20 protein-coding genes are annotated in these 23,643 nt (G+C 64.9%); 15 read left to right on the top strand and 5 right to left on the bottom strand.

Annotated elements, in window-relative coordinates:
• The first annotated feature begins 24 nt into the window (after positions 1-24).
• The 4 genes from CDV49_RS06195 to CDV49_RS06180 are packed head-to-tail and all read left to right on the top strand — an operon-like array spanning position 25 to position 3,787.
• Positions 25-870 (top strand): ABC transporter substrate-binding protein, encoded by an 846-nt coding sequence (locus CDV49_RS06195; protein ID WP_088214692.1) that lies wholly within the window; start codon positions 25-27, stop codon positions 868-870.
• 4 nt (positions 871-874) lie between these two features.
• A complete protein-coding gene (locus CDV49_RS06190) occupies positions 875-1,984 on the top strand; it encodes an amino acid ABC transporter permease (RefSeq protein WP_218821908.1) in 1,110 nt (369 codons plus the stop codon).
• 3 nt (positions 1,985-1,987) lie between these two features.
• Positions 1,988-2,731, top strand: a complete 744-nt coding sequence (locus CDV49_RS06185) for an amino acid ABC transporter ATP-binding protein (protein ID WP_088214691.1) — start codon at positions 1,988-1,990, stop codon at positions 2,729-2,731.
• A gap of 9 nt (positions 2,732-2,740) precedes the next feature.
• Entirely contained in the window at positions 2,741-3,787 is a 1,047-nt protein-coding gene (locus tag CDV49_RS06180; RefSeq protein ID WP_088214690.1) for a DmpA family aminopeptidase, read from the top strand.
• Between the two features lie 293 nt (positions 3,788-4,080).
• Here CDV49_RS06180 and CDV49_RS06175 read toward each other — a convergent pair whose 3' ends face one another.
• The 3 genes from CDV49_RS06175 to CDV49_RS06165 are packed head-to-tail and all read right to left on the bottom strand — an operon-like array spanning position 4,081 to position 7,846.
• Positions 4,081-6,324 carry a xanthine dehydrogenase family protein molybdopterin-binding subunit gene (locus tag CDV49_RS06175; protein ID WP_088214689.1) on the bottom strand — a complete coding sequence of 748 codons (2,244 nt, stop codon included), beginning with the start codon at positions 6,322-6,324 and terminating at the stop codon, positions 4,081-4,083.
• On the bottom strand, positions 6,321-7,352 hold the full coding sequence (locus CDV49_RS06170) for an FAD binding domain-containing protein (RefSeq protein ID WP_088214688.1): 1,032 nt from the start codon (positions 7,350-7,352) through the stop codon (positions 6,321-6,323). Before CDV49_RS06170 ends, CDV49_RS06175 begins: the two co-directional genes overlap by 4 nt.
• The gene (locus CDV49_RS06165; RefSeq protein WP_088214687.1) at positions 7,349-7,846 is read right to left on the bottom strand and encodes a (2Fe-2S)-binding protein; all 498 of its coding nucleotides are present in this window, start codon (positions 7,844-7,846) and stop codon (positions 7,349-7,351) included. Before CDV49_RS06165 ends, CDV49_RS06170 begins: the two co-directional genes overlap by 4 nt.
• Before the next feature lie 110 nt (positions 7,847-7,956).
• On the opposite strand from CDV49_RS06165, the gene CDV49_RS06160 reads away from it, so the two are divergent.
• On the top strand, positions 7,957-8,508 hold the full coding sequence (locus tag CDV49_RS06160; RefSeq protein WP_088214686.1) for a TetR/AcrR family transcriptional regulator: 552 nt from the start codon (positions 7,957-7,959) through the stop codon (positions 8,506-8,508).
• A 509-nt stretch (positions 8,509-9,017) separates the two neighbouring features.
• Here the strand turns inward: CDV49_RS06160 and purU are convergent.
• Positions 9,018-9,902, bottom strand: coding sequence for a formyltetrahydrofolate deformylase (purU, locus tag CDV49_RS06155; RefSeq protein WP_088214685.1), 885 nt, complete (start codon positions 9,900-9,902; stop codon positions 9,018-9,020).
• Between the two features lie 227 nt (positions 9,903-10,129).
• Here purU and CDV49_RS06150 point away from each other — a divergent pair, with 227 nt between their 5' ends.
• A complete protein-coding gene (locus tag CDV49_RS06150) occupies positions 10,130-10,990 on the top strand; it encodes a glycoside hydrolase family 25 protein (protein ID WP_256947261.1) in 861 nt (286 codons plus the stop codon).
• A 63-nt stretch (positions 10,991-11,053) separates the two neighbouring features.
• On the opposite strand, the gene CDV49_RS06145 is transcribed toward CDV49_RS06150, so the two are convergent.
• A complete protein-coding gene (locus tag CDV49_RS06145) occupies positions 11,054-13,051 on the bottom strand; it encodes a BCCT family transporter (RefSeq protein WP_088214683.1) in 1,998 nt (665 codons plus the stop codon).
• Positions 13,052-13,611: 560 nt separating this feature from the next.
• On the opposite strand from CDV49_RS06145, the gene CDV49_RS06140 reads away from it, so the two are divergent.
• The 9 genes from CDV49_RS06140 (at position 13,612) to CDV49_RS06100 (ending at position 22,940) form a co-directional block, all read left to right on the top strand.
• A complete protein-coding gene (locus CDV49_RS06140) occupies positions 13,612-14,679 on the top strand; it encodes a LacI family DNA-binding transcriptional regulator (protein ID WP_218821907.1) in 1,068 nt (355 codons plus the stop codon).
• A complete protein-coding gene (locus CDV49_RS06135; RefSeq protein WP_088214681.1) occupies positions 14,679-15,704 on the top strand; it encodes an ABC transporter substrate-binding protein in 1,026 nt (341 codons plus the stop codon). Before CDV49_RS06140 ends, CDV49_RS06135 begins: the two co-directional genes overlap by 1 nt.
• A 77-nt stretch (positions 15,705-15,781) precedes the next feature.
• Positions 15,782-16,609 (top strand): ABC transporter permease, encoded by an 828-nt coding sequence (locus CDV49_RS06130; protein WP_088214680.1) that lies wholly within the window; start codon positions 15,782-15,784, stop codon positions 16,607-16,609.
• Complete coding sequence (locus tag CDV49_RS06125) at positions 16,606-17,385, top strand: ABC transporter permease (protein ID WP_088214679.1); 780 nt, start codon at positions 16,606-16,608, stop codon at positions 17,383-17,385. The genes CDV49_RS06130 and CDV49_RS06125 overlap by 4 nt, the downstream gene beginning before the upstream one ends.
• The gene (locus tag CDV49_RS06120; protein ID WP_088214678.1) at positions 17,378-18,403 is read left to right on the top strand and encodes an ABC transporter ATP-binding protein; all 1,026 of its coding nucleotides are present in this window, start codon (positions 17,378-17,380) and stop codon (positions 18,401-18,403) included. Before CDV49_RS06125 ends, CDV49_RS06120 begins: the two co-directional genes overlap by 8 nt.
• A gap of 4 nt (positions 18,404-18,407) precedes the next feature.
• Entirely contained in the window at positions 18,408-19,328 is a 921-nt protein-coding gene (locus CDV49_RS06115; RefSeq protein ID WP_088214677.1) for a nucleoside hydrolase, read from the top strand.
• Positions 19,325-21,106 (top strand): adenine deaminase, encoded by a 1,782-nt coding sequence (locus CDV49_RS06110; protein ID WP_088214676.1) that lies wholly within the window; start codon positions 19,325-19,327, stop codon positions 21,104-21,106. Before CDV49_RS06115 ends, CDV49_RS06110 begins: the two co-directional genes overlap by 4 nt.
• A 2-nt stretch (positions 21,107-21,108) precedes the next feature.
• On the top strand, positions 21,109-22,272 hold the full coding sequence (locus CDV49_RS06105; protein WP_218821906.1) for a M20 aminoacylase family protein: 1,164 nt from the start codon (positions 21,109-21,111) through the stop codon (positions 22,270-22,272).
• A gap of 2 nt (positions 22,273-22,274) precedes the next feature.
• On the top strand, positions 22,275-22,940 hold the full coding sequence (locus CDV49_RS06100; RefSeq protein WP_218821905.1) for a phosphoribosyltransferase: 666 nt from the start codon (positions 22,275-22,277) through the stop codon (positions 22,938-22,940).
• Positions 22,941-23,643 lie beyond the last annotated feature (703 nt).

The raw sequence follows: 23,643 nt of genomic DNA, 5'->3' as shown, positions 1-23,643 counted from the left end.
AAAACCAACAGGAGAGACACGGAAATGAAGACGAAAACCCTGCTCAAGGCCGCCACGGCGGCGCTGGCCCTCACCCTCGCCCCCGCCGTTCATGCGTCCGAGGGCTATGGGGACTGCCCGCTCTATGGTGAAAAGGGGGCGGCCAGCATCGAACCGGCTGTGCCGGGGCAGTTCACCGTCATCATCAACCTCCCCGCGGTTGGTCAGTTCAACGGCGACACGCCCGAGACGATCAAGGACGGGTTCGAGTTCTGTATGGCCGTGAACATCGCGCATCGGCTGGGTCTGGAGAAGGTGAAGCTGGAGAACGCCTCCTTTGAATCGATCGTGGCGGGGCAGAACCGCGATTACGACATCGCGCTCGCGCTGATCTCCGTCACCGAGCCGCGCAAGAAGGTTGTCGATTTCTCCACGCCCTATGCCTTCCCCGCCTATGGTATCGCCGCGAAGAAGGGTGCCGATGTGACGGAGGCGAATATCCGGGACGTGAAGCTCGGGACTCAGGCGGGTACGACGATGGTCCCGTTCGCTCAGGACAAGCTCGGGGTGAAGAACCTCAGCGTGTTCGACGATACGGGCGCCATGTTCACCGCCGCAGCGGCTGGCAACGTCAACGCGGTGATGACGGAACTGTCCATCGTGATGGGTCAGGTCGCCGCGTCGAACGGCAAGCTGGAGACCGTCGGGCAGTACGAAACCGGCGGTCAGACGGCTGGCATCTATCCCAAGGGCTCGAAAGCCAAGCCGGTCATCGACCAGATCATCGCCGATCTCAAGTCCGATGGGTCGCTCGACAAGCTTTCCGACCTTTACCTCAAACCGTCGTGGGGCGGCGTATCCCCGGCTGACATTCCCGTCTGGAAATACTGAGCCGATGACCGTGGTCGAGGAACACGGCAACGAGGGGCGCGCCGCCGAATGGCGCGCCCGGAACCGCATCCGCACCCATATGGGCCGCGCCGCCACCGGGCTTGCCGTCGGAATGCTCACCTTCGCGATCGTGGCGATTTCGGTGCAGCACATCGGCGGATACCTCGTCTCCCAGGGGTGGAAAACGCTCCCGGTGACGCTGGTCGGGGCGCTGTGCCTGGCACTCGCGGCCTATGTGGTCTGGATCGGCGGCCGGGCGGTCGCGACGGCACGCGCTGCGGGCCGGGCGGCGGAACCCACGACTGCACGGGCCTTCGGGGCGCTGGCCTCCGATCTCGGGTTCCGGGCCATGTCCTATGCGGGCGCGCTCCTGATCCTGACCGCCGGGGCATGGTTTCTTACGGTCAACGATGCGGCTGTCAGCCGGACGTTCTTCGACCTGTCGCTTATCGCTGCCTCGGCCGGCAAGATCCTCGCCGCCTTCTGGACGAATATCGTCATCTTCTCCGTCTCCTGGGTGCTGATCCTGATCTGGTCGCTTGCGGTCGCCATCGCCAGAACGCTGCCGGGAGAGGCGGGAAAGCCCATCCGTACGCTCGCCATCATCTATGGCGATCTGTTTCGCGGGCTGCCCGCGATCATCACCATCTATCTGATCGGCTTCGGCCTGCCGCTGACCAACCTGCCTGTTCTTTCCAACCTGTCCTCCACCTCCTACGCGATCATCGCGCTGACGCTGACCTACGGGGCCTATACCTCGGAGGTTTACCGGGCGGGCATCGAGAGCGTGCACCAAAGCCAGATCGCAGCCGCCCGCTCGCTCGGGCTCTCCCATGCGCGCACCATGCGCTATGTGGTGATCCCGCAGGCGCTGCGGGGCATCGTGCCACCGCTGATGAACAACTGCATCAGCCTGCAGAAGGACACCGCGCTCGTCGCAATCATCGGCACGATCGACGCCTTCAACCAGTCCAAGATCATAGCCGCGAACAACTTCAACCTCTCCGCCGTGACGACAGTGGCGATCCTTTTCATCCTCATCACCATTCCGCAGGCCCGGCTCGTCGACAAGCTGACGGAGCGCGACCGGCGACGTATCCGTTCGGGGGGCTGATCCATGGCACTTGTCGAAATCGACCATGCAGTGAAACGCTACGGCCAGATGGAGGTCCTCTCCGGCATGACGCTCGACGTGGGCGAGCACGAGGTCGTCTGCCTGATCGGGCCATCCGGCTGTGGGAAATCAACCCTCCTCCGTTGCATCAACAGGCTGGAGGAGATCAACGAAGGCGAGATCCGCATTCATGGCGAGCGGATCACCGGGCCGGGCGTCGATCTGGATGCGCTCCGGCGCGAGATCGGCATCGTCTTTCAGGGCTACAACCTGTTTCCGCACATGACGGTCCTGCAAAACGCCACCCTTGCTCCGGTCAAGGTGCTGGGCCTCTCCCGCAGCGTGGCGGAGGAAAAGGCGATGATGCTGCTGGACCGGATCGGGCTTGCTCACAAGGCGAAGGATTATCCCGACCGGCTTTCCGGCGGCCAACAGCAGCGGGTCGCGATCGTGCGCGCGCTGATGATGGATCCCATGCTGCTGCTGCTGGACGAGATCACTTCGGCGCTCGACCCGGAGCTGGTGGCGGAGGTGCTGGACATCGTGCGCGATCTGGCGGAGCGGGGGATGACCATGGTGCTCGCTACACATGAGATGGGCTTCGCGCGGGAGGTTGCGGACCGCATCTGCTTCCTCCAGAACGGCAAGGTCTATGAACAGGGTCCGCCAGATCAGATCTTCGGCGCGCCGCAGGGGGAGAGGACACAGGCCTTCCTGAAGCGGTTGATCGAGGCGGGTCGTCTCTGAGAGGCTCCGATGCTCATCCGTGATTTCGGGATCGTCCCCGGTATTCTTCCCCCCGGCCCGCTCAACGCCATCACCGATGTGTCGGGGGTCATGGTCGGACACAGGACGATCCGCCACGGGCAGATCAATACGGGTGTGACGGCGGTCGTTCCGCATCCTGGTGACATGTTCCGTCAGAAGCTTCGCGCGGGGGTCGCGGTCATCAACGGTTTCGGCAAGTCGGCAGGGCTGGTTCAGGTGGAGGAGCTGGGCACCTTGGAAAGCCCCGTCCTGCTGACGAACACCTTTGCCGTGGGCGCCTGCACAACCGCTTTGATCCGGCGGGCGCTGGCCGCCGATCCTGCTATCGGGCGGGAGACATCGACCGTCAACGCGGTGGTGTGCGAATGCAATGACGGGGTGCTTTCCGATATCCGGGCGCTGGCCGTGACGGAAGCGGATGCCGAGGCCGCTCTGGATGCCGCGCAGAGCGGGCCGGTGGAACAGGGATCCGTCGGCTGCGGCACCGGCATGACCGCCTTCGGCTTCAAGGGCGGAACAGGAACTTCATCTCGCGTGATGGAGGTCGGGGGAGAGCGCTTCACTCTGGGCGCGCTGGTGCAGGCCAATTTCGGCAATGCCGGCGATCTTGTCCTGCCGGACGGGCGGCGCCCGCGGCCCGAGGGGATGATACCTGCCACGCCGGAGCGGGGCTCTGTCATCATCCTGCTGGCAACCGATCTGCCGCTGGAAAGCCGTCAGCTCACCCGGATCGCCCGCCGGGCGGGAGCGGGGCTCGCACGGCTGGGCAGCTTCTGGGGCAATGGCAGCGGCGATATTGCGCTGGCCTTCACCACGGCGGACCCCGTGCCACATGATGGCCCTGCCTTCTTCTCGCCCCGCGTCCTGGCGGAGGAGCAGATCGATCTCGCCTTCCGTGCTGCCGCCGAGGCGACGGAGGAGGCTGTGCTGAATGCGCTGACCGCCGCCGAACCGCTTGTGGGACGAGACGGCGCCTGGCTGCCCTCGCTTGGCCAATGGCTCGCAGATCAGGGCCGCGGCGCAGACCTTCGCTGACGCGCCAGATGGCCGACGGCGTGCCGGATGTCCGCTGACACGCCGGATGTGGGACGGCGCGGCTCTGGCACAAGATGTATCGGGGAGAGGGAGGGAAGCGGCGACCCCAGGGAGGAGGAGGGGGTCGCCGCCATTTTCCGAGGCTCGGGGAGGAGGAGTGAGCCTTGGGAAACCCTTAGCGCCGAAGCGCTGTGGGACTTATTTCGTCGATCCGCTTGCGGATTGCAAGTGACCGCCTGAGCAAGCCTGACTTGCTGCAGATGCATAACTCATAACGCAAGCTCACGATCGCGTCAGATCAGGCTCTCCGGGTGGATCGGGAAGCTGGCAGGCCGAACGCCGGTCGCGTGCCATACCGCATTGGCAATTGCGCCCACGGTGCCTGTCACGCCGATTTCCCCCACCCCCTTGATGCCGAGTGCATTCACGAAGGGGTCGTCCTCATGCACGGTCATCGCTTCCACGAACGGCGCATCGGCATTCACCGGCACATGATATCCGGCAAGGTCGGCATTCGTGAACCGCCCCGTGCGGGGATCGTGGATCGCTTCCTCCTGCAAGGCAAACCCGATACCCCAGATCATGCCGCCCAGAAGCTGGCTGCGGGCGAGGCGCGGATTGATGATGCGGCCTGCCGCAAATGCTCCGATCAGCCGGCTGACACGCACCTGCCCCAGATCGGGATCGACCAGCACCTCTGCGAATACCCCGCCGTGGGAAAACATCGCACGCGCCTCACCGACCGAGGCATCCCGCTTGCCCGATCCGCTGCCGCGCAGCAGATCCAGCCCCGCCCGGGCGAGGATGTCCTCATAGGCCTCGCTGCGGCCATCATCGTCGTTCCGCCACAGCCGCCCGTCGCGCGCGGTCACCCCGGCATTGCTCGCACCGAAGAGCGGCGATGCCGGATCCTGCACGGCCAGATCGGCGAGCTGGCGCACGACATCGGCTCCGGCGTTGAACAGCGCGGTGCCTGCCGTCGCGGTATGCCCCGATCCCCCGGCCACGCCCGCATCCGGCAGATCGGACTGACCGGAGCGGAACTCCAGCCGGGCGATATCTATTCCCAGCCCGTCCGCGGCAATCTGCGCCAGAGCCGTCCATGCGCCCTGCCCCATATCCGCGGCAGAGGTCTCAACGACGGCGCTCCCGTCGGCGTGCAGTGTCGCGTGCGCCGCGGCCTGAAACATCGGACAGGGAAACTGCGCGGTGCCCATGCCCCAGCCCTTCAGCAACCGCCCCTCACGCATCTGCCGGGGGTGCAAGGGACGCCCTTCCCACCCGAAAGCCTCGGCCGCGCGGGCATAGCATTCCCGGAGTGCCTTGGAGGAGAAAGGCAGGCCGGAAGCCGGGTCTGTCTCTGCATAATTCTTCAGGCGGAAGGCCAGCGGATCCATGCCCATCGCAAACGCTGCCGTATCCACCGCCACCTCCAGCGCTGCCGAACCAGAGGCCTCCCCCGGCGCGCGCATCGGCCCCGGAGTGCCGGTATCCGCCCTAACCCCACCATGGGTCGTCCGCAGCGCCCGCGTGGCATAGACGCTGTGAGAGGCGTTGGACGCGCTCTCCAGAAAGTCGTCAAACGCCGAGCCAACCGAAACGGTGTGGTGCTCCAGCGCCCGGATATCCCCTGCGTCATCCAGATCGAGCCGCACCGTCTGCCGGGTGGCAGGCCGGTGCCCGACGGGACCATACATCTGATCCCTGCGCAGCGCGAGCTTCACCGGGCGATCCAGATCATTCGCCGCCAGAACCGTCAGAAGCTGCGCGCCGAAAAGGATCGCCTTGGAGCCGAAGCCGCCGCCCAGAAACGGGCTGCGGATCAGGATATTGCCGGGATCGATCCCGAGATAGGTCGCGAAGCTGATCTTTGCCAATCCGATCGCCTGGTTCGGCGTGTCGATCTCCAACCGGTCGCCTTTCCACTCGGCGGTGATCGCATGCGGTTCCATGGCGTTGTGATACTGCGCCGGAGTTTCCACCGTGGTTTCGAAACGCCGCGGCGCCTGCGCCCGTTCGGCCTCCATATCGCCTGCTTCGCGGCTTGGCTCGCCGCCGATGCCGACGGTTTTCGGCGTATAGGGAACGCCGCCATCCAGACCCATACGGGGCGGCTGGGCTTCATAGGAGGGGTTCAGAAGCCGCGCACCTTCCATCGCGGCTTCGAGCGTCTCTGCGACCACCAGCGCGATGGGCTGCCCGGCGTAGCGCACGCTGTCGTCCTGCAGGGCTTCCATACGCCAGGCGAAACCGTGAATTTTCTCGTCAGGGCCCTTGGCCAGCGGCGGACGGTTCCGGGGGGTATAAACCTTGACCACGCGCGGATGCGCTTCGGCCGCTTCGGTATCCAGCCGTGTGACGCGACCCCGCGCAATACCCGCAATGGCGACCACCGCGTGAAGCAGCCCCTCGGGCTGCCGGTCAGCGGCATAGGGCGCGCGGCCCGTGACTTTCAGCATACCGTCCCGGCGCGTCATCGACTGACCCGCGTTGGAACCGAGCCGCACATGGCCCTGCATGGGAAGCACGTCGGTCATGAGACATCTCCTTCAAAAACGGAGGCCGGAAGGGCGGGAAGCCGGTCGGGCGTTCCCAGGGCGGCACGGTTGAGCGCGAGGACTGCGATCCGCCCTGCCAGCGGGATCTTGGCCGCATTATCGCCCGAGGGTGCTGCATTTGCCAAAGAAAGGGCAACCGCGGCGGCAAAGGCATCTTCTCCCGGAGCAGCACCTTTCAGCGCCTCCTCCGCCTCCCGGCAGCGCCATGGCCGGGCCGCAACCCCGCCAAGCGCCAGCCGAGCTGCCATGATCCGGCCGTCCCGCACATCCAGAGCGGCAGCGGCCGATACGATGGCGAAGGCAAAGGATGTGCGCTCCCGGAGTTTTACATACCGGGCGTGACGGGCTAGCGCGCCGGAGTCAGGCAGACGGATATGCGTGATGACCTCTCCCCGCGCCAGTGGTGGCGGGCCGGCCCCCTCCGCATCGGGGAGCGGGTGAAAGGTCTCCATCGGCACCTCGCGCCTGCCTGTCGGTCCGGCGATCTCGACCACCGCATCATAGGCGGCAAGCGCCACACAGAGATCGGAGGGGTGGGTAGCGATACAGCCCTCGGTCCAGCCGAGAATGGCATGGTTCCGCGTCACGCCACCAAGGGCGCCGCAACCCGTCCCCGGCTCCCGCCGGTTGCAGGGGGATAACACGTCCTGAAAATAGCTGCACCGCGTCTCCTGCATCACGTTGCCGCCGGTCGTCGCGGCATTGCGGAGCTGGCCGGACGCACCCGACAGAACCGCCTCCGCCACGGCGGGATAGCGCGCCAGCACCGCGGCATTCCGGGCCAGATCGGCATTCGGCACCAGCGCGCCGATCCGCAAGCCTCCCTCCGCCTCCTCCACTCGGTCCAGGCCAGGAAGTCCACCGATGTCAATGAGCGCGGAAGGCCGCGCCACGTCGAGCTTCATCAGGTCGAGAAGATTGGTGCCCCCGGCGAGAAGTGCGGCGCCGGGCCCCGCGGCCATCGCCTCCTCCAGCGTCGCGGCGCGACTATAGTCGAAGGGTCTCATGCGGATTTCCTTTCAGCGGTCGCGGAAAGCTGCCGCGTGGCGTCCAGCACCGCTTCGGTGATCCCGGCATAGGCGGCGCAGCGACAGATGTTGCCGCTCATCCCTTCCCGCACGCGCTCGGGATCCATCCCGGCCTCCGCTTCGGCGATGAGAGCGACGGCGGACATGATCTGGCCGGGGGTGCAGTAGCCGCATTGGAACCCGTCAGCCTCGATGAAGGCCGCCTGAACCGGGTGCAGCCCGTCTGCGGTGGCCAACCCTTCTATCGTGGTGATTTCCGCGCCCTCGCAGCTCAGCGCGAGTTTCAGGCAACTGTTCATCCGTCGCCCGTCAATGAGAACCGTGCAGGCCCCGCATTGGCCGCGATCGCAGCCCTTCTTGGTGCCGGTCAGACCAAGCCGCTCCCGCAGGAGATCAAGCAGCGTGACGCGCGGATCGTCGAGCGCGATAGTCTGCGCCATTCCGTTTATGGTGAGATGAAGGCTCTGTGTCATCTTTCCCTCTCTGGCGGTAAGCTGTCGGGAAGTGGGGTGGCGCGATGCCATGATCTGTTTATACGGAGGGTGCCTCCGTTTTGCAATGGGCAAGAGGCAACGGGTAACAGATGGGCGAGAGTGAGCCGAAGGCAAGAAAACCCCGCGCGGATCAGATACGCAACCGTGAGCGTCTGCTCAGCGCCGCGCGCGAGGTCTTCCGCGCCGAAGGTGCGAGCCTCGAAGCCGTCGCCCGCAGGGCCGGATTGGGTATAGGCACGCTCTATCGCCACTTCCCCACACGTGAATCTCTCTATCAGGCGGTCTATGAGCGGGAGGTGGAAGAGCTTGTGCGGTTGGCAGAGACGATGCGGGCGGATGAAGGGCTGGGCCGCTGGATGACAGCCGCGCTCGACATGATGGCGACCAAGAAGGGGATGATCGCCGCGTTGGCGCCGGTAATCGACCCTGCCGCCCCTTTCTATTCAGACCAATCAGCGCGTATGCGGTCGGCGCTCGCCGCTCTGCACGCCCGCGCCGTGGCGGCGGACACCATGCGCCCGGATGTGACGCCCGAAGACCTCATGCGTGTCCTCATCGGATTGTCCTACGGACCAGGGGCCGATCCCGCCCGGTCCCAACTGCTTCTGGAGGTTTTCCTGTCCGGGCTCGCGCGCCCCTGAAATGCAGGGCCCGGGCCTGATGACGCGAACGCCGGACCGCCGATCATCTGCGGCGAGCGGAGGCATCACCGCGCCGACCCCTCCGGGACGACCCCGAACCAATCAGCGAACAGATTTCGGGCGTTGCGGCGGATGTCGCGGTGCAGGTTTGCACCCACCCCTCGGCGCGGTGGCCCAACATCCGGGTTGTGCTAGTGGCCCCTGCGTCCTTCGGGTCGCCGCTCGCTCTCTTGCACACGGGCGCAGGCACACGGGCGCGCAGGCAAATCCGGCCGCGTTACTAACAGGCTGCTGAAAGGTTCAGAGGTATCGTGCCCTTGCTTGGAAATCGGATAATCGGGTGACGAAAGCCCCGAAATGTAGATTTTCGGCCCGGTTTCCTCGCATGGCGACCGATTTCCGCTCCAATGCTAAAAGCCTTCCTCACAGCCTGCCAAGCGCCAAGATACGGAGAAGCCGGGTGGCCGGCAGCACTGCGGATCGTCAGCCTCGGATCTGCGTGCTGCCGATCAGCCCATCCGCTCCGAAGCATAGCTTCCGGGGGATGCGGCGAAGACCACCGTCTTGTTTCCGCTCAGGAAAACACGGCGATGAATATGGGCGTGGATCGCTCGGGCCAGCACCTGCGCCTCCACATCCCGGCCCAGACTGACATAATCCTCAGGCGACTGCGCATGAGTCACGCGAATGGTGTCCTGCTCGATGATCGGACCCTCGTCGAGATCGGCGGTGACGTAGTGGGAGGTGGCGCCGATCAGCTTCACCCCGCGCTCATAGGCCTGCTTGTAGGGGTTCGCGCCTTTGAACGACGGCAGGAACGAGTGGTGGATGTTGATGATCCGCCCCGACATCACCTTGCACATCTCGTCCGACAGCACCTGCATGTAGCGGGCCAGCACGATCAGTTCCGCCCCCGTTTCACGCACGATACGCATCTGCTGCGCCTCGGCCTCGGGCTTGTTCTCCCTGGTGACCTTGATGCAGTAGAAGGGGATATCGTGGTTCACCACCACCTTCTGATAATCCATGTGATTGGAGATCACCGCCACGATGTCGATCGGCAGCGCCCCGATCCGCCATCGGTAGAGCAGGTCGTTCAGGCAATGCCCGAAGCGCGACACCATGATCACCACCTTCATGCGCTCGGCCTCGTCGTGGAACTTCGCGGTCATGGCAAAGGCCTGTGCGGTGTGCGCAAACCCCTCCTCCAGCGCAGCAAGGCTCGCGCCCTCCTGCGAGGTGAAGCTCACCCGCATGAAGAACCGCTCCGTCTGTGCGTCATCGAACTGCGAACTGTCGGTGATGTTGCAACCATTGTCCGACAGATAGGTGGCGATGGCAGCGACGATGCCGCGGCGGGTCGGACAGGCAACGGTCAGGCAATACTTGGTCATCTTCGTCTTCCGTCGAGGTGGTAGGGGCGAGCCGGCCGAAGCCGGAAAACGGCTGCGCATGGATAGCATTACTGCGTCCGCGCGCGGGCCGTAAGCCCCCTGGATCCCGGCGGTGCATGCTGCTTTTTCTGTTGGGTAAGGGCCTCGATAAGTGACCTGGCTCGATGCTGCCACGATGGACCCGCTCTGCCGAACGGCTATCATGCGTCAAAACGAGGGGGTGGGACATGGATCGGTCGGGGAAGCGGGCATTGCTGCCCGATATGATGGCTGCTCTCGCGATGGCGATGCTGACGGCCTGCGGTGGAGCGGGGCCGGATGGATCGCAGGAATACAGGGGCGGAAGGCTCGAACAACCCGTTCCGCTCAAGGTGAGTGACTACTCCGCCCCCGGTATTCCACGCTCCTTTGGAGACACCCGGCCCCATGACTGGTCTGGCCTGTCCCCCGACCGCTATCGTGTCCATGGCATCGACGCAGCCCGCTATCAGGGCCGCATCGACTGGCGACAGGTCGCGGCGAGCGGGGTGAGTTTCGCATGGCTGAAGGCTACGGAGGGCGCAGATTTTCTGGACCCCGGCTATGCCGTCAATGCCGAACCAGCGCGCCGGGCGGGCGTTCCCGTAGGCGCCTATCACTTCTATTATTTCTGCCGGACGCCCAGCGAGCAGGCAGAATGGTTCATCGCGAACGTGCCGCGGCGGGCGGGGGATCTGCCGCCTGTGCTGGACATGGAGTGGAACCACACCTCCCCCACGTGCCGCCGGCGGCCGGATGCCGCCACGGTGCAGGCCTATATCCGGGAGTTCGCCGCGATCGTCACCCGCCATTACGGCACCGCCCCCGTCATCTACACCACGCCGGATTTCTATGCCCACAACAACCTTGGTGCGCTTCGTGGATATGAGTTCTGGTTGCGCGCGGTTTCGGCCCATCCCTCGGAACGCTATCCCGAAGAAAGGTGGACCTTCTGGCAATATACCGGCACCGGTGTCGTGTCGGGGGTGAGCGGACGTGTGGACCTCAACGCCTTTGCCGGAACGCCCGCGCAATGGGCCGTCTGGGCAGATCGGCGGCGGCAGAAATGATGCGCCCTGCGGCGTGGATGCGGCCCGGCAAGATGTTCCGGGCCGCATTCACGCCGCAGGGCGTTACCCTTCCGCCGGGCGCTCCGCCGCGTGTTCGGGTGCGCCGTGCATGAGTTGCGATTCCGGGCGCTGGACCAGGACCAGATACCGTTCGAACTGGGTCAGCACATCGGCAATCAGAGCCTCACGCGTCAACCCCATGACGTCGTAACCTTCTGTTCCGCTTGAGAAGTAGGTTCGCGCCTCATAGCGGTAACCGGGGTGATCGACGCTGCGGGTGGAGAAGGAGGGTAGCGGCAGCGCAACTGGCCCCACGCCATAGACGAAGTCGCGCATGTCTTCGGCAGGGGAGCGGAGTTCCACGCTTCCTCCATCCGCGTCCTGCACGGAGGCTTCCTGCCCCCGGCGTGTGAGCTCCATCGCCACGTCATCAAGCGCGGAGCGAACGTCACGCGCGATGAAGCGCTGCACCTCTGCCTCTGTCGGCGAATGCAGCAGCAATGCGATCCGTTTCTGCCAGCTCACACCGACGGCGGGGGCAGCAGCGCGCCGCGCCGTTCTGAGCCGTTTCTGCGCAAGGTCCGATCGCATCCCCATCTGCAACCCCAGAACCAGCGCCAGCATCACGAAGGTGAAGGGCAGCGCGCTCGCGATGGTCGCTGACTGGAGCGCGCCAAGTCCGCCCGCCACCAGCAGGCAAGCCGCCACGACGCCGGACAGTGCACACCAGAACACTCGTTGAATCGCTGGCGTATCCGACTCTCCTCCCGAGGCAATCGTATCCATCACGAGAGAACCCGAATCCGCCGAGGTCACGAAGAACACCGCGACCAGCAACACGCCGAGTGCGGAGGTCACCGCAGGGAACGGCAGATAACTGAAGAACTGGAACAGCCCGACGGATACGTCATTGGCGATGGCCTGCCCCAACTCCCCGTTCGCCACCGTCGTATCTACGAAGATGGCGGTATTTCCAAACACCGTCATCCAGAAGAACGTGAACCCGGAGGGTATGAACAGAACGGCGAGCACGAACTCCCGAACGGTCCGCCCGCGCGAGATCCGCGCGATGAACATGCCCACGAAAGGTGACCAGGAAATCCACCATGCCCAGTAGAACAGCGTCCAAGCGTCGATCCACGGCGTCGGCTCATAGGCATAGATGTTGAAGGTCCGCAGCACCAGCGTGTCGAGATAAAGTCCGATATTCTGAACGAAGTCGCGGAAGAGTTCAGCGGTGGGGCCGACGAGAAGGACGAAGACCATCAGCATGATCGCGACGAGGAGGTTCAGCTCCGAAAGGATCCGCACCCCCTTGTCCAGGCCGCTTACGACAGAGATGGTCGCAAGCGCAGTCACCACCACGATGGTCGGGATCTGGATCGACAGACCGATGGGAAGGCCGATCAGGTAATGCAGCCCCGCGTTGATCTGCGACACGCCCACCCCGAGCGAAGTGGCGATGCCGAAAATCGTGCCCACGACCGCGAAGATATCCACCACATGCCCGATCGGCCCGTTGATCCGCTCCTTCAGCAGGGGATAGAGGCCGGACCGGATCGTGAGCGGCAGGTTGTAGCGATGACCGAAATAGGCCAGCGACAGGCCGACGACCGCATAGATTGCCCAGGCATGTATGCCCCAGTGGAAGAAGGTAACCGACATCGCCTCCCGGACCGCCGCCACGGAATGGGGTTCGGCGGTGGGTGGGGCAAGGAAATGGGTCATCGGCTCACCCACGCCGTAAAACATCAGCCCGATGCCCATGCCGGCAGCAAAGAGCATCGCGACCCAGGCGGAAAAACTGAAGTCCGGGGTCGATTCATCCGGTCCAAGCCGTAGATTGCCCCCCTCCCCGATGCAGAAGATCAGCACCCAGATGAGGAATATCGCCACAGCCAGCAGGTAGAGCCAGCCGAAGCGGTTCAGGATCCAGCTCTGTACCTTCGCAAAAATGCTGGCAGCTTCTCCCGGCAGTATGACTGCGACGCCGAGAAACAGGAATATGACTGCCAGTGATCCGAAAAATACCGGCGGGTTGATCCGAAAGCTGCTGAACATTGGAATTCCATCGGAAGGAGTGTTCCCCCTCATGATGGTTTCGAGGGAGCCGTTTCCAAGCCTCTGCCGCGTCGGAAATGCAATGCCCCTGCTTTCGCGTTACACGCCCCGGAGGAGAACCGACATTCCGCAAGCTGCAGGACGCGGGAGCCCGCCCCTGTAGACGGCATTTCCCCCCTTCTTACCCTGGGTAACGGCGCGATACCGTTCTTGTCGGAGGAAGCGCGGATGACTGATGTCGGAAGCCGTTTACCGCTCTTGCTCTGAGGTCGTTCGGTTTGCCAGCGATCAAGGGTCTGGCTGAATACTGTGACGCGCCTTCGGGGCTGAAATGGTGACGGGTGGAGTGTCCCGCAACGGCCTCTGCAACCTACAAGCATGGGCAAACTCCGCATCACTGGCCGGTCGTCTGGCCAACACTTGCTCACATCGAGACGCGGGGGCCAGCGTGGGACACCCTCCATGTTACTTTTAGCGCACGCCGGCATCAAAAACGGTCGACAGGGGGAACTGTTTCGTCTAGGCGTGCTTAATCGTTTAATCAGTCCATGGCAGCGCCGGTGACCAGCACCCGCATACGTCCCAACCTCAGCCAGATCGCCGCGCGCCTGAATGTATCGGTCGCAACGGTGTCGAATGCCCTCTCGGGCAAGGGGCGCGTCTCGCCGGAAGTGGCGGAGCGGATCAGGGCGACCGCCGCCGAGATGGGCTATGTGCCTGCGCGGGCGGCACGGGCGTTGAGGACGGGTCGGTCCCATGTCATCGGCCTCGTGCTGCCGGACATTTCCAATCCGCTGTTCCCGCAGATCGCCCGCGCCATAGAGCAGGCCGCGGCGAATGTCGGCTACGCCGTTCTGATCGCGGATGCCCGCGATGACGTCACCATGCAGACTGAGGCCATCGCGCGCCTGCTGGAACGGGGCGTGGACGGGATCGTCGTCGTGCCGCGGCGGGGCAGCCGGATTGCGGATATCGGCAGCCCTGTCGCCGTGATCGACAGCCCCTCCACGCCGGGGAACACGGTTTCCGCCGACCATTGGCAGGGCGGGCGGCTGATCATGTCGCATCTGCTGTCGCTCGGTCATCGCAAGGTGCTGATTCTCGGAAACGATCCAACCTCGAACGTGCAGAACGACAGGGTGGGCGGCATGCGATCCTGTCATCCCGATGTGGTCGAGGTCATGTGGGCGGAGCGGATCGAGCGGCAATCCGGCCCCGGCCAGCCCCTGCGGCTGGCAGATAAGTTCGCCCAAGGTTTCACTGCCTTCGCCACGGTATCCGACCTGCTGGCCATCCGCGCGCTCACCGAACTGCTGGGCGCGGGTATCGGGGTGCCCGATCAAGCCAGCGTGTCCGGGTTCGATGATCTTCTGTGGTCCTCCGTCGTCCGGCCGGCGCTGACGACGGTACGGATGGACCTGCCGCTGATCGCCGAGCGGGCGATCATGGCCCTCACCGATGCGATAGAGCACAACCTCGCCACCCCGGAGGGGCCGCTCTCCTCCGGCTCCGTCAAGCTGGCCTCACCTGCCTTGGAGCGGGTGCCCATGACACTTGTCGTGCGCCAGACCGCGGCCCCGCCAAGCACCGCCGACAGAAGAACCGCCCAACATGGAGGGAGACATTAATGAAACTGCGGACCGCCCTGGCTTCTGCCACAGCCCTTGCCCTCAGCCTTTCCGGCGCTCAGGCGCAGGAGAAGACGCTGACGATTTCCGTCTATGCCTTCGCGCAGGATGAATTCAAGGAACTGGTCTATGATCCGTTCGAGGCCCGATGCGGGTGCAAGCTCGTCGTAGAGACCGGCAACAGCGTCGAGCGTCTGGCCAAGATGGAGGCCAACAAGGCGAGGCCGGTGATCGACATGGCGGTGGTCTCCATGGCCGATGCGCTGCAGGCCAGCCGCGCGGGCCTGACCGACACGATAGATACGGCAAAGCTCACCAACTACGACAAGCTCTACGACATCGCCAAGGATCCGAATGGCGACGGGATGAGCGTGGGCTACACCTTCTACGCGACATCCATCGTGTATCGGACCGACAAGATGAAGATCGAATCCTGGGCCGACCTGCTCAAGGATGACGTGGTCTCCCACATGGCCTTCCCGAACGTCACCACCAATCAGGGGCCGCCCGCGCTCTACATGCTGGGAATCGCGCTCGGACAGGACACGCCGGATCTGCAGGGTCCGATCGAAGCGGTGGGCACCAAGCGGGACGAGATCGTGACCTTCTACGTCAAATCCTCGCAGCTCGTGCAGCTCATGCAGCAGGAGGAAATCTGGGCGGCCCCTATCGGCCGCTTCTCCTGGGCGCCCTTCGCCAAGCTGGACCTGCCGCTTGCCTGGGCGACGCCCAAGGAAGGGCAGACGGGTGGCATGAATGTCATGGTGGTGACCAAGGGCTCCCAGAACCGGGATCTGGCGCTGGAATTCATGGATTTCTGGCTCTCGACCGAGGTGCAGAAGAAACTGGCGGAGAAGCTGGTGGACAGCCCCGCGAATGCCGAAGTCCGCGTTTCTGACGAGGTGGCCCAGAACATCACCTATGGTGAGGAGACGGTGAAGAACCTGAAGCTGATCCCCTCCTCCATCTCGCTCGACAATCGTGACGGCTGGCTCGCCGACTGGAACGCCAAGGTCGGACAATAACCGCCAGGGACCGTCAGCAGACCGGGAGGAGGCCCCCTTCTCCCGGCCGATCCTCCCCGTAGCAAAGGCTCATCCCCATGTTCCAGAACCGGGCAGAAGCGCTGGCGCTTGCCCTTCCGGCAGCGCTCTTCGCAGCCATTGTCTTTCTGATCCCGGTCGCGCTCCTGCTGTCCGAAGGCTTCCGCTCCTCCGGCCAGTGGACGCTCTCGGCCTATGTGGATTTCTTTTCGCAGCCCCTGAACAGGACGATCTTCCTGCGCACCCTGCGGCTCGGGCTGACCGTGACCGCTGTGGCGGCAGTGATCGGTTACGTTACCGCCTATGCCATCGTGTCGCTGCCTCCGGGGGCCAAGGGGCGGATGATCGGGCTTGTCATCCTGCCGCTGATGATTTCGCCCGTCGCGCGCACCTATGCCTGGATCGTCATTCTGGGCCGCACCGGTATCGTCAATCAGGCACTGCAGCTGTTCGGCCTGACGGATGAGCCGGTGCGGTTCCTGTTCACGGAGACGGCGGTGTTCATCGGGCTTCTGCAACTGTTTCTGCCCCTGATGATCATCTCGCTCATCAGCGCGCTGGAGAACCTGCCCCGCGATGTCGTTCCTGCTGCCCGGGTTCTCGGGGCCAGCTGGTTTCAGGTGTTCTGGAAGGTCATCCTGCCGCTGACGCGGGAGGGGTTGATCATCGGGGGCACGCTGGTCTTCACCGGCTCCCTTACCGCCTATATCACGCCCGCGATCCTTGGCGGCTCCAAGGTGCTGATGCTGGAGACGCTGCTCTACCAGCAGGTCACGGTCGCCAACAACTTCGTCGCGGCCAGCGTCATCGCCTTCATCCTGATCGTGATGAGTTTCGCCGCCAACATCCTACTGCGCCGCATCGCCTCGGCAAGGAGTGGCAAATGATCCGCAAGGCGCTTGCACCGCTGATCCTCCTGCTGGTCATGATCTTCCTGATCGGGCCATTCTTCATCATCGTCGCGGCGTCCTTTTCGGCGGGCGACACGCTGGCGTTCCCGCCTCAGGGATTTTCGCTCAAGTGGATCGCCAAGGTCTTTACGGTGGAGAGCTTCCGGCAAAGCTTCGCCACGTCGATGTTCCTTGCTATCGGCGGCACGCTTGTGGCGCTGCTCCTCGGTATTCCGGCGGCCTATGCGATGTCACGCTATCGGCTGCCGGGGGCGGAGACGGTGCGGTTCATGGTTTCCCTGCCGATCATCGTGCCCGGCATCATCGTCGGTCTGGCGCTGCTGCGCTATTTCGTGATCCCTGTCGGCATTCCGATCACGCTGGCGCTGTTCGTGGCCCACACCGCACTGGTGCTGCCCTATGCGGTGCGCGTCGTGTCTGCCAGCCTTGCGAACCTACGTTCCGACATGGAGGAAGCGGCTGTCCTGCTCGGGTCATCGCGGATCGGGGCCTTCTTCCGTGTCGTTCTGCCCAATATCCGCGGCGGCATCCTGTCCGCCTTCATTCTGGGCTTCGTCACCAGCTTCAATCAGGTGCCGGTGTCGCTGTTCCTCTCCGGGCCGGGGGTCCGCACGCTGCCGGTGGATATGCTGGGGTATATGGAGATCGTGTTCGATCCCTCCATCGCGGCCCTGTCCTCTCTTCTCGCCTTCCTGTCCATCGGCATCGTTTTCGCAGCCGAACGTTTCCTGGGGTTCTCGCGCTATGTCTGATGCGTCCTTTCTTGTTCTCGACAAGCTCACGCTGGCCTATGGCAAGACCCCTGCCGTCAGCGGCCTGGACCTCCACATCCGGCGGGGGGAGCTGATCGCTCTGCTGGGCCCCTCGGGCTGCGGCAAGACCACCACGATGCGCGCCATTGCCGGTCTGATGCCGGTAAAATCGGGACAGATCCGGCTCGATGAGCGCGATATCACCCATACCCCTGCCAACAAGCGGGAAGTCGGGCTGGTCTTTCAATCCTACGCCTTGTTCCCCCATCTCACGGTGTATGAGAACGTGGCCTTCGGTCTGCGCCTGAAGGGCGTTTCGGGGACCGAACTTGACGCGCGCGTCACCGGTGCGATCAAGTCCGTCGGCCTCGCGAAATTCGCGAGCCGGAAGACGCCCGAACTCTCCGGCGGCCAGCAGCAGCGCGTGGCTCTTGCCCGCTCCATGGTGATGGAGCCGAAGGTGTTGATGCTGGATGAGCCGCTGTCCAACCTCGACGCCCGTCTCCGGCTGGAAATGCGCAACGAATTGCAGCGCATGCAAAAGGAGAGCGGCGTGACGATGATCTTCGTCACACATGATCAGGTGGAGGCCCTGGCGCTGGCCGACCGGATCGTCGTCATGCGCGACGGCGCCATCGAGCAGATCGGTACGCCCGAGGATATCTACAACCGCCCTGCCTCCAGCTTCGTTGCGGATTTCGTCGGGTTCGAGAATATCTTCGCGGTGAAGGACGGCAGGATGATCACGCAAGGCGGCGACATTTCCCTGTCTGCCGATGCGGCGGGTGCAGCAGGCCTCGCATGGCGTCCCGATGCGGTACCGCTCGGCGCTGGTCCCTACTCGGGCACGGTGCGCGGCACGTCATTCGCCGGCAGCACCCGTGAATATGTGCTGGACACCCCGCTCGGCCCGATCAAGACGGAGGTCGATGCAGGCAAACCGGCGCATCAGCTAGGCGATGCGGTGCGCTTCGATCTGCCGCTGGACGCCGCCGCCCCCCTCCATCGTTTCGGATAGCATCATGGGCGTCTGGATCGACACCGACATGGGCTTTGACGATATCGCGGCCGTTCTGGTCGTGCAGAATGCGGGCCTTGCGATCGACGGCGTGTCGCTCACCTTCGGCAATGCGCCGCTGGCGCAGGTGTGCCGAAACGCCGCCGGGGCGGCCGCGGCCTTCGGCTGGCGGTTTCCCATCCATATGGGGGGTGCCCTGCCCGTCATGGGGCGGCTGGAGACGGCCCAGACGATCCTTGGCGAGACCGGCATCCCGACGCGGGGCCGCACCCTTCCAGAGGCGGAACCACTGCCGGTGAGCAATGCCTTTGCCGCGTTATGCCGCTGGCTGGAAGAGGACGGGCCGCATCGCATTCTCGCCCTGGGGCCGTTGGGCAATCTGGCGGCTCTGGCGCTGGCGCGGCCGGACCTTGCTTCCCGCATAGATGATCTCGTGTGGATGGGGGGCGGCCTTACCCGCGGCAATCATACCGCCTCGGCGGAGTTCAACGCCTTTGCAGACCCGGAGGCCGCCGCCATCGTGCTCGCCCAGGGTTTGCCGCTGACCATGGTCGATCTGGATTTCTGCCTCAGGATCCTCGCCACGCCACAGGATGTGGAGGCTCTGCGGAGGGCGCAGGGCATCAACGCAGAACTTCTTGCCGACCTTTTTGGCGGCTTCGTCGATATCGCCCTGTCGCGGGCGCGTCCTGCCATGGCGCTTTACGATCCGGCGGCGGCAGTCGTCTTCGCCCGGCCCGATCTGATAACATTCGAGCCCGCGCGGATCGACGTCGAATGCGGCGGTCACCTGACGCGGGGGCGCACCGTGGTGGAGACGCGGGCCAGCCACGCCATCTTCAACGCCCGCTTCGCCGCCGACTGTGACAGGGCGCAGGTTCGTGAAGCCGTGCTCGCCGCGCTGCATTGGGAGGCCGGAAAATGAGACAGCCACTGGACCTTGCCGAGGGACGCCTCCGCCTTCGTGCCACCGCCGCGGCGCGGGGTGATCAACCCTTCGACCTGCTGATCCGGGGCGGCACCCTCATCGACATGGTGACCGGGGAGCACCGGCCCGCGGATATCGGCATCGTCGGCCCGTTGATCGCTTCCGTCCATGCGCCGGGCACCCGCAGCGACGGGCGAGAGGTTCTGGATGTGGCGGGAGCTTTCCTTTCTCCCGGCCTCATCGACACGCATATGCATGTCGAAAGCTCGATGGTGACGCCTGCAACCTATTGCGATGCGGTACTTGCCCACGGTGTGACGACCGTTGTCTGGGACCCGCATGAATTCGCCAATGTGCACGGCATCCCGGGGGTCGATTACGCGATCCGGGCGACGGAGGATCTGCCGCTGCGATTCGTGGTGCTTGCGCCCTCCTGCGTGCCCTCCGCGCCGGGGCAGGAGCGCGCTGGCGCCGATTTCGATGCGGCAACGGTCTCCCGGCTGCTCGCCCGCCCGGAAATCGGCGGCGTGGCCGAAGTGATGAACATGCGCGACGTCATCGCCGGTGAGCCGCGGATGAGCGGCATCGTGCAGGCCGGGCTCGCTGCCGGAAAGCCGGTCTGCGGTCACGCCCGCGGGCTGACCGGGGCGGCGTTGCAGGCGTTCATGGCGGCAGGCGTCGGCTCGGACCATGAGCTGACCTCCGGCTCCGACCTGATGGAGAAGCTGCGGGCCGGGTTGTTCATCGAACTCCGCGGCTCGCATGATCATCTGCTGCCCGAATTCGTGGCGGAATTGAACCGGCTTGGACATCTGCCCCAGACCCTGTCGCTCTGCACCGATGATGTCTTTCCCGATGATCTCCTGCACGGCGGCGGGCTGACGGATGTAGTGCGCCGGCTTGTCGGCTATGGCCTGCCGCCGGAATGGGCGCTGCAGGCGGCAACGCTGAATGGCGCGCGGAAGATCGGGCGGGACGATCTGGGAGTGATTGCAGCCGGTCGCCGGGCCGACATCGTCATCTTCGACGATCTGAAGGCATTCGTTGCGCGCCACATCGTGGCGAATGGCAGGATCGTGGCGCGTGAGGGCGCAGTCCTGCGCCCTTCGGTCGAGGCCGAAGCGGGGAATTTTCTGCATTCCATCCGGCTTTCCCCGCTGAGGGCTGATGATTTCCGCATCCGCGCCGCCGGCGACCGTGTCCGCGTCGCCACCATCGACAGACCGCGCTTCACCCGTTGGGGAGAGGCGGAAACTGCCGTGGCGGAGGGTGTCGTCGTGCCGCCGGAGGGAGCGACGCTCATCGCCGTTGCGCATCGTCACGGCCTTGCCGACCCCAGGCCGCGGGTCGGCTTCCTGCGGGAATGGGGCGCGTGGAGGGGAGCCTTCGCCACCACCGTCTCCCATGACAGCCACAACCTCACAGTTTTCGGCGGCAACCCGGAGGATATGGCTGTCGCGGCGAATGCCGTCATCGCGGCGGGAGGGGGGATGGCGGCGGCGGCGGGAGGAGAGGTCCTGGCGCTTCTGCCCCTCCCGGTCTCGGGTCTGGTATCGCCCTCGGGCCTGGCAGAGGTCGCGGCCGATTTCGCGGCGCTTCGCGAGGCGATGGATCGCTTTGTGGACTGGCAGCCCCCCTACCTGATCTTCAAGGCCTGCTTCGGCGCGACGCTTGCCTGCAACCTCGGCCCGCATCAGACCGATCTCGGCATTGCCGACATCTCGCGCGGGGGCGTTCTGTCGTCGCCCATCCTCGACATCCTTTCCGGGACATGACCATGAGCGACACGATAGACGCCGACCTCCCCTTTCTGACGGCTCTCCGCCGCGATCTGCACGCCCACCCGGAACTGGGTTTCGAAGAGCACCGCACCTCAGATATCGTCGCAACGCTTCTGGAGGAGGCGGGGATCGCCGTGCATCGCGGCCTTGGCGGCACCGGGGTCGTCGGCACGCTCCAGATCGGCAACGGGACACGCCGTATAGGGCTGCGGGCGGATATGGATGCGCTGGCCATGCCGGAGCTGGTGGATCGGCCCCACAAATCCACCGCGCCCGGCAAGATGCATGCCTGCGGCCATGACGGGCATACCACGCTGCTGATCGGCGCGGCGCGGGAGCTGGCGCGGCGGAGGGATTTCTCCGGGACCGTGCATTTCATTTTCCAGCCTGCGGAGGAGGGTCGCGGGGGTGCGGATCGCATGGTGTCGGACGGGCTTTTCGACATCTTCCCCTGCGACGCGGTTTACGGGCTTCACAACATGCCTGGTCTCGACCCCGATGAGATCGCGGTGGTGGAGGGGCCGCAGCTCGCCTCCTCCGACAGCTGGCGCGTGACCTTCCGCGGGATCGGCACTCACGGGGCGAAGCCGCATCTGGGCCGCGACCCCGTGACGGCGACGGGCAGCTTCCTCACCGCCTTGCAGACCATCGTGGGACGGGTGGTCGATCCGCTGCAACCGGCGGTGGTCAGCGCCTGCTCGGTGCAGGCGGGGCAGGCGGACGTGCTGAACGTGATCCCCGAAACGGTGGAGATCGGCGGCACGGCGCGGGCTTATTCCGCCGAGGTGCGCGATCAACTGGAAGCGGAAATTGGGCGGCTGGCGGAAGGCACGGCCATGACGTTCAGCCTCACCGCCGACTACCGCTACATCCGACGCATCCCGCCCGTGGTGAACCACCCCGACGCGACATCCCGCGCTCTCGGCGCGGCGCGGGATGTCTTCGGGAAGGTCCGTACCGCGTTTCCGCCCTCCACCGCCGGGGACGATTTCGCCGCGCTCGCGCAAGGCAGACCCGGTTGCTACGTCTGGCTGGGCAACGGCCCGGCCGTGGAGGGAGCCATCCATCACAACGGCGGCTATGACTTCAATGATGCGGCAATCGGTCCCGGCGTGCGGTTCTGGACGCGGCTGGTGGAACGCGAGCTTGCGGCGGAATGACGATGGAACCTCATGACTTCTGGCAGGAGATACTGCCGCCCGGGCCCGCCGCGCCCCTGCACCACGATGGGTTCTACACCGCTACGCTGGCGGACGGACGGCGCCTGCGCCTGCCGATAAGGCCGCTGCCCAACGGGCGGCACGGGCTGGCCTCGCTGATCGTCAATCAGGCAAGCTTCGCCGTGCTGGACGCGCTCGCCACCGATCTGGCCGCGCGCGTGGCGGAATTCGAGCCGGATGTGGTGATCGGCTTGCCTACGCTGGGGCTGACACTCGCCGCGGAGGTGGCGCGGAAGCTGGGCCACAGCCGCTACGTGCCGCTCGGCACCTCGCGCAAGTTCTGGTATGAGGAGACGATGTCCGTGCCGCTTTCCTCCGTGACGACGCCCGATCAGGTGAAGCGGCTCTACATGGACCCGCGCATGCTGCCACTGCTGGTGAACCGCCGCGTGGCGCTGATTGACGACGTGATATCGAGCGGCCGGTCCATCCGCGCCGGGCTGTCGCTGCTGGAGACGCTCGGCGTTCGACCGGTCGTGATCGGCGCTGCGATGCTTCAGTCAGACCGCTGGCGCGATCCGGCCGGGGCGGAGGGGTGGAACGCCCGCGTACGCGGCTGCTTCACCACGCCGCTGCTGAAAAAGGACGCGCAAGGACGCTGGTCCTGAACGGGCCGGCATCCTCTTCTCCTGCCCATGCTCCGTGGAACCGTATGCCGTCTCGCCTGTGCGCTCGCGCGAGACAACGAGCACAGGACAGCCGCGACAGGCACGATCCTCGCCGTCCACGATCATCAGCCCTTTGCGGGACAGGACCCTCCTGCTGACCGGTCGAAATACGCAAGTAACGTGGCGTTCGGCAACGCGGACCCGATGGAGCCGCCGCCCCTCACGCAGCTCCTCAACAGCAGCCCGGTCGGCTCCACTGCGGCTGCTTTTTCGCGCGGAGGCCGCGACGGCCTGGATATCCAGCCGATGCAGCTCCGGTCGCCGCAAATACTGGTCGCCGCCTCGGATCCGAGAGAGGCAGACCAGAACCGCTTGCGAATTCTGATCGCTGGACGTTCTGCGGTTTGCTAACCCGCACAGCTATCATGTACCATGGCCGCGCCCAGCACATCTAGCAGGCTGCTGAAAAAGGCTTTTTGGCCTGTGTTGGAGCGGAAATCGTTCACTATCTGACGAAATCCAGCCGGAAATCTTCCGGGCGTTTCCGGGCCGATTTCCGGTACATACGCATGACAGTTCAGAACTTTTTCAGCAGCCTGCTAAGGTCCTGCGGATCGCGCTCGACATCTCCATCGCGCTTACTCCGCAGGTAAGCAAAGCGATCCGCGGGGATCACCTGCAACCGTATGACGTGAGGGGGCAC

The organism is Haematobacter genomosp. 1 (assembly GCF_002196855.1).
Taxonomy (GTDB): domain Bacteria; phylum Pseudomonadota; class Alphaproteobacteria; order Rhodobacterales; family Rhodobacteraceae; genus Haematobacter.
The sequence above is the reverse complement of the archived record's forward strand: the minus strand, read 5'-3'. Positions and strand labels throughout refer to the sequence as shown.

What these genes read in the sequence shown, in the direction of transcription:
- CDV49_RS06195 (WP_088214692.1), top strand. Translation starts at nt 25, where the DNA reads ATGAAGACGAAAACCCTGCTCAAGGCCGCCACGGCGGCGCTGGCCCTC.
- CDV49_RS06190 (WP_218821908.1), top strand. Translation starts at nt 875, where the DNA reads ATGACCGTGGTCGAGGAACACGGCAACGAGGGGCGCGCCGCCGAATGG.
- CDV49_RS06185 (WP_088214691.1), top strand. Translation starts at nt 1,988, where the DNA reads ATGGCACTTGTCGAAATCGACCATGCAGTGAAACGCTACGGCCAGATG.
- CDV49_RS06180 (WP_088214690.1), top strand. Translation starts at nt 2,741, where the DNA reads ATGCTCATCCGTGATTTCGGGATCGTCCCCGGTATTCTTCCCCCCGGC.
- CDV49_RS06175 (WP_088214689.1), bottom strand. Translation starts at nt 6,324, where the DNA reads ATGACCGACGTGCTTCCCATGCAGGGCCATGTGCGGCTCGGTTCCAAC.
- CDV49_RS06170 (WP_088214688.1), bottom strand. Translation starts at nt 7,352, where the DNA reads ATGAGACCCTTCGACTATAGTCGCGCCGCGACGCTGGAGGAGGCGATG.
- CDV49_RS06165 (WP_088214687.1), bottom strand. Translation starts at nt 7,846, where the DNA reads ATGACACAGAGCCTTCATCTCACCATAAACGGAATGGCGCAGACTATC.
- CDV49_RS06160 (WP_088214686.1), top strand. Translation starts at nt 7,957, where the DNA reads ATGGGCGAGAGTGAGCCGAAGGCAAGAAAACCCCGCGCGGATCAGATA.
- purU (WP_088214685.1), bottom strand. Translation starts at nt 9,902, where the DNA reads ATGACCAAGTATTGCCTGACCGTTGCCTGTCCGACCCGCCGCGGCATC.
- CDV49_RS06150 (WP_256947261.1), top strand. Translation starts at nt 10,130, where the DNA reads ATGGATCGGTCGGGGAAGCGGGCATTGCTGCCCGATATGATGGCTGCT.
- CDV49_RS06145 (WP_088214683.1), bottom strand. Translation starts at nt 13,051, where the DNA reads ATGTTCAGCAGCTTTCGGATCAACCCGCCGGTATTTTTCGGATCACTG.
- CDV49_RS06135 (WP_088214681.1), top strand. Translation starts at nt 14,679, where the DNA reads ATGAAACTGCGGACCGCCCTGGCTTCTGCCACAGCCCTTGCCCTCAGC.
- CDV49_RS06130 (WP_088214680.1), top strand. Translation starts at nt 15,782, where the DNA reads ATGTTCCAGAACCGGGCAGAAGCGCTGGCGCTTGCCCTTCCGGCAGCG.
- CDV49_RS06125 (WP_088214679.1), top strand. Translation starts at nt 16,606, where the DNA reads ATGATCCGCAAGGCGCTTGCACCGCTGATCCTCCTGCTGGTCATGATC.
- CDV49_RS06120 (WP_088214678.1), top strand. Translation starts at nt 17,378, where the DNA reads ATGTCTGATGCGTCCTTTCTTGTTCTCGACAAGCTCACGCTGGCCTAT.
- CDV49_RS06115 (WP_088214677.1), top strand. Translation starts at nt 18,408, where the DNA reads ATGGGCGTCTGGATCGACACCGACATGGGCTTTGACGATATCGCGGCC.
- CDV49_RS06110 (WP_088214676.1), top strand. Translation starts at nt 19,325, where the DNA reads ATGAGACAGCCACTGGACCTTGCCGAGGGACGCCTCCGCCTTCGTGCC.
- CDV49_RS06105 (WP_218821906.1), top strand. Translation starts at nt 21,109, where the DNA reads ATGAGCGACACGATAGACGCCGACCTCCCCTTTCTGACGGCTCTCCGC.
- CDV49_RS06100 (WP_218821905.1), top strand. Translation starts at nt 22,275, where the DNA reads ATGGAACCTCATGACTTCTGGCAGGAGATACTGCCGCCCGGGCCCGCC.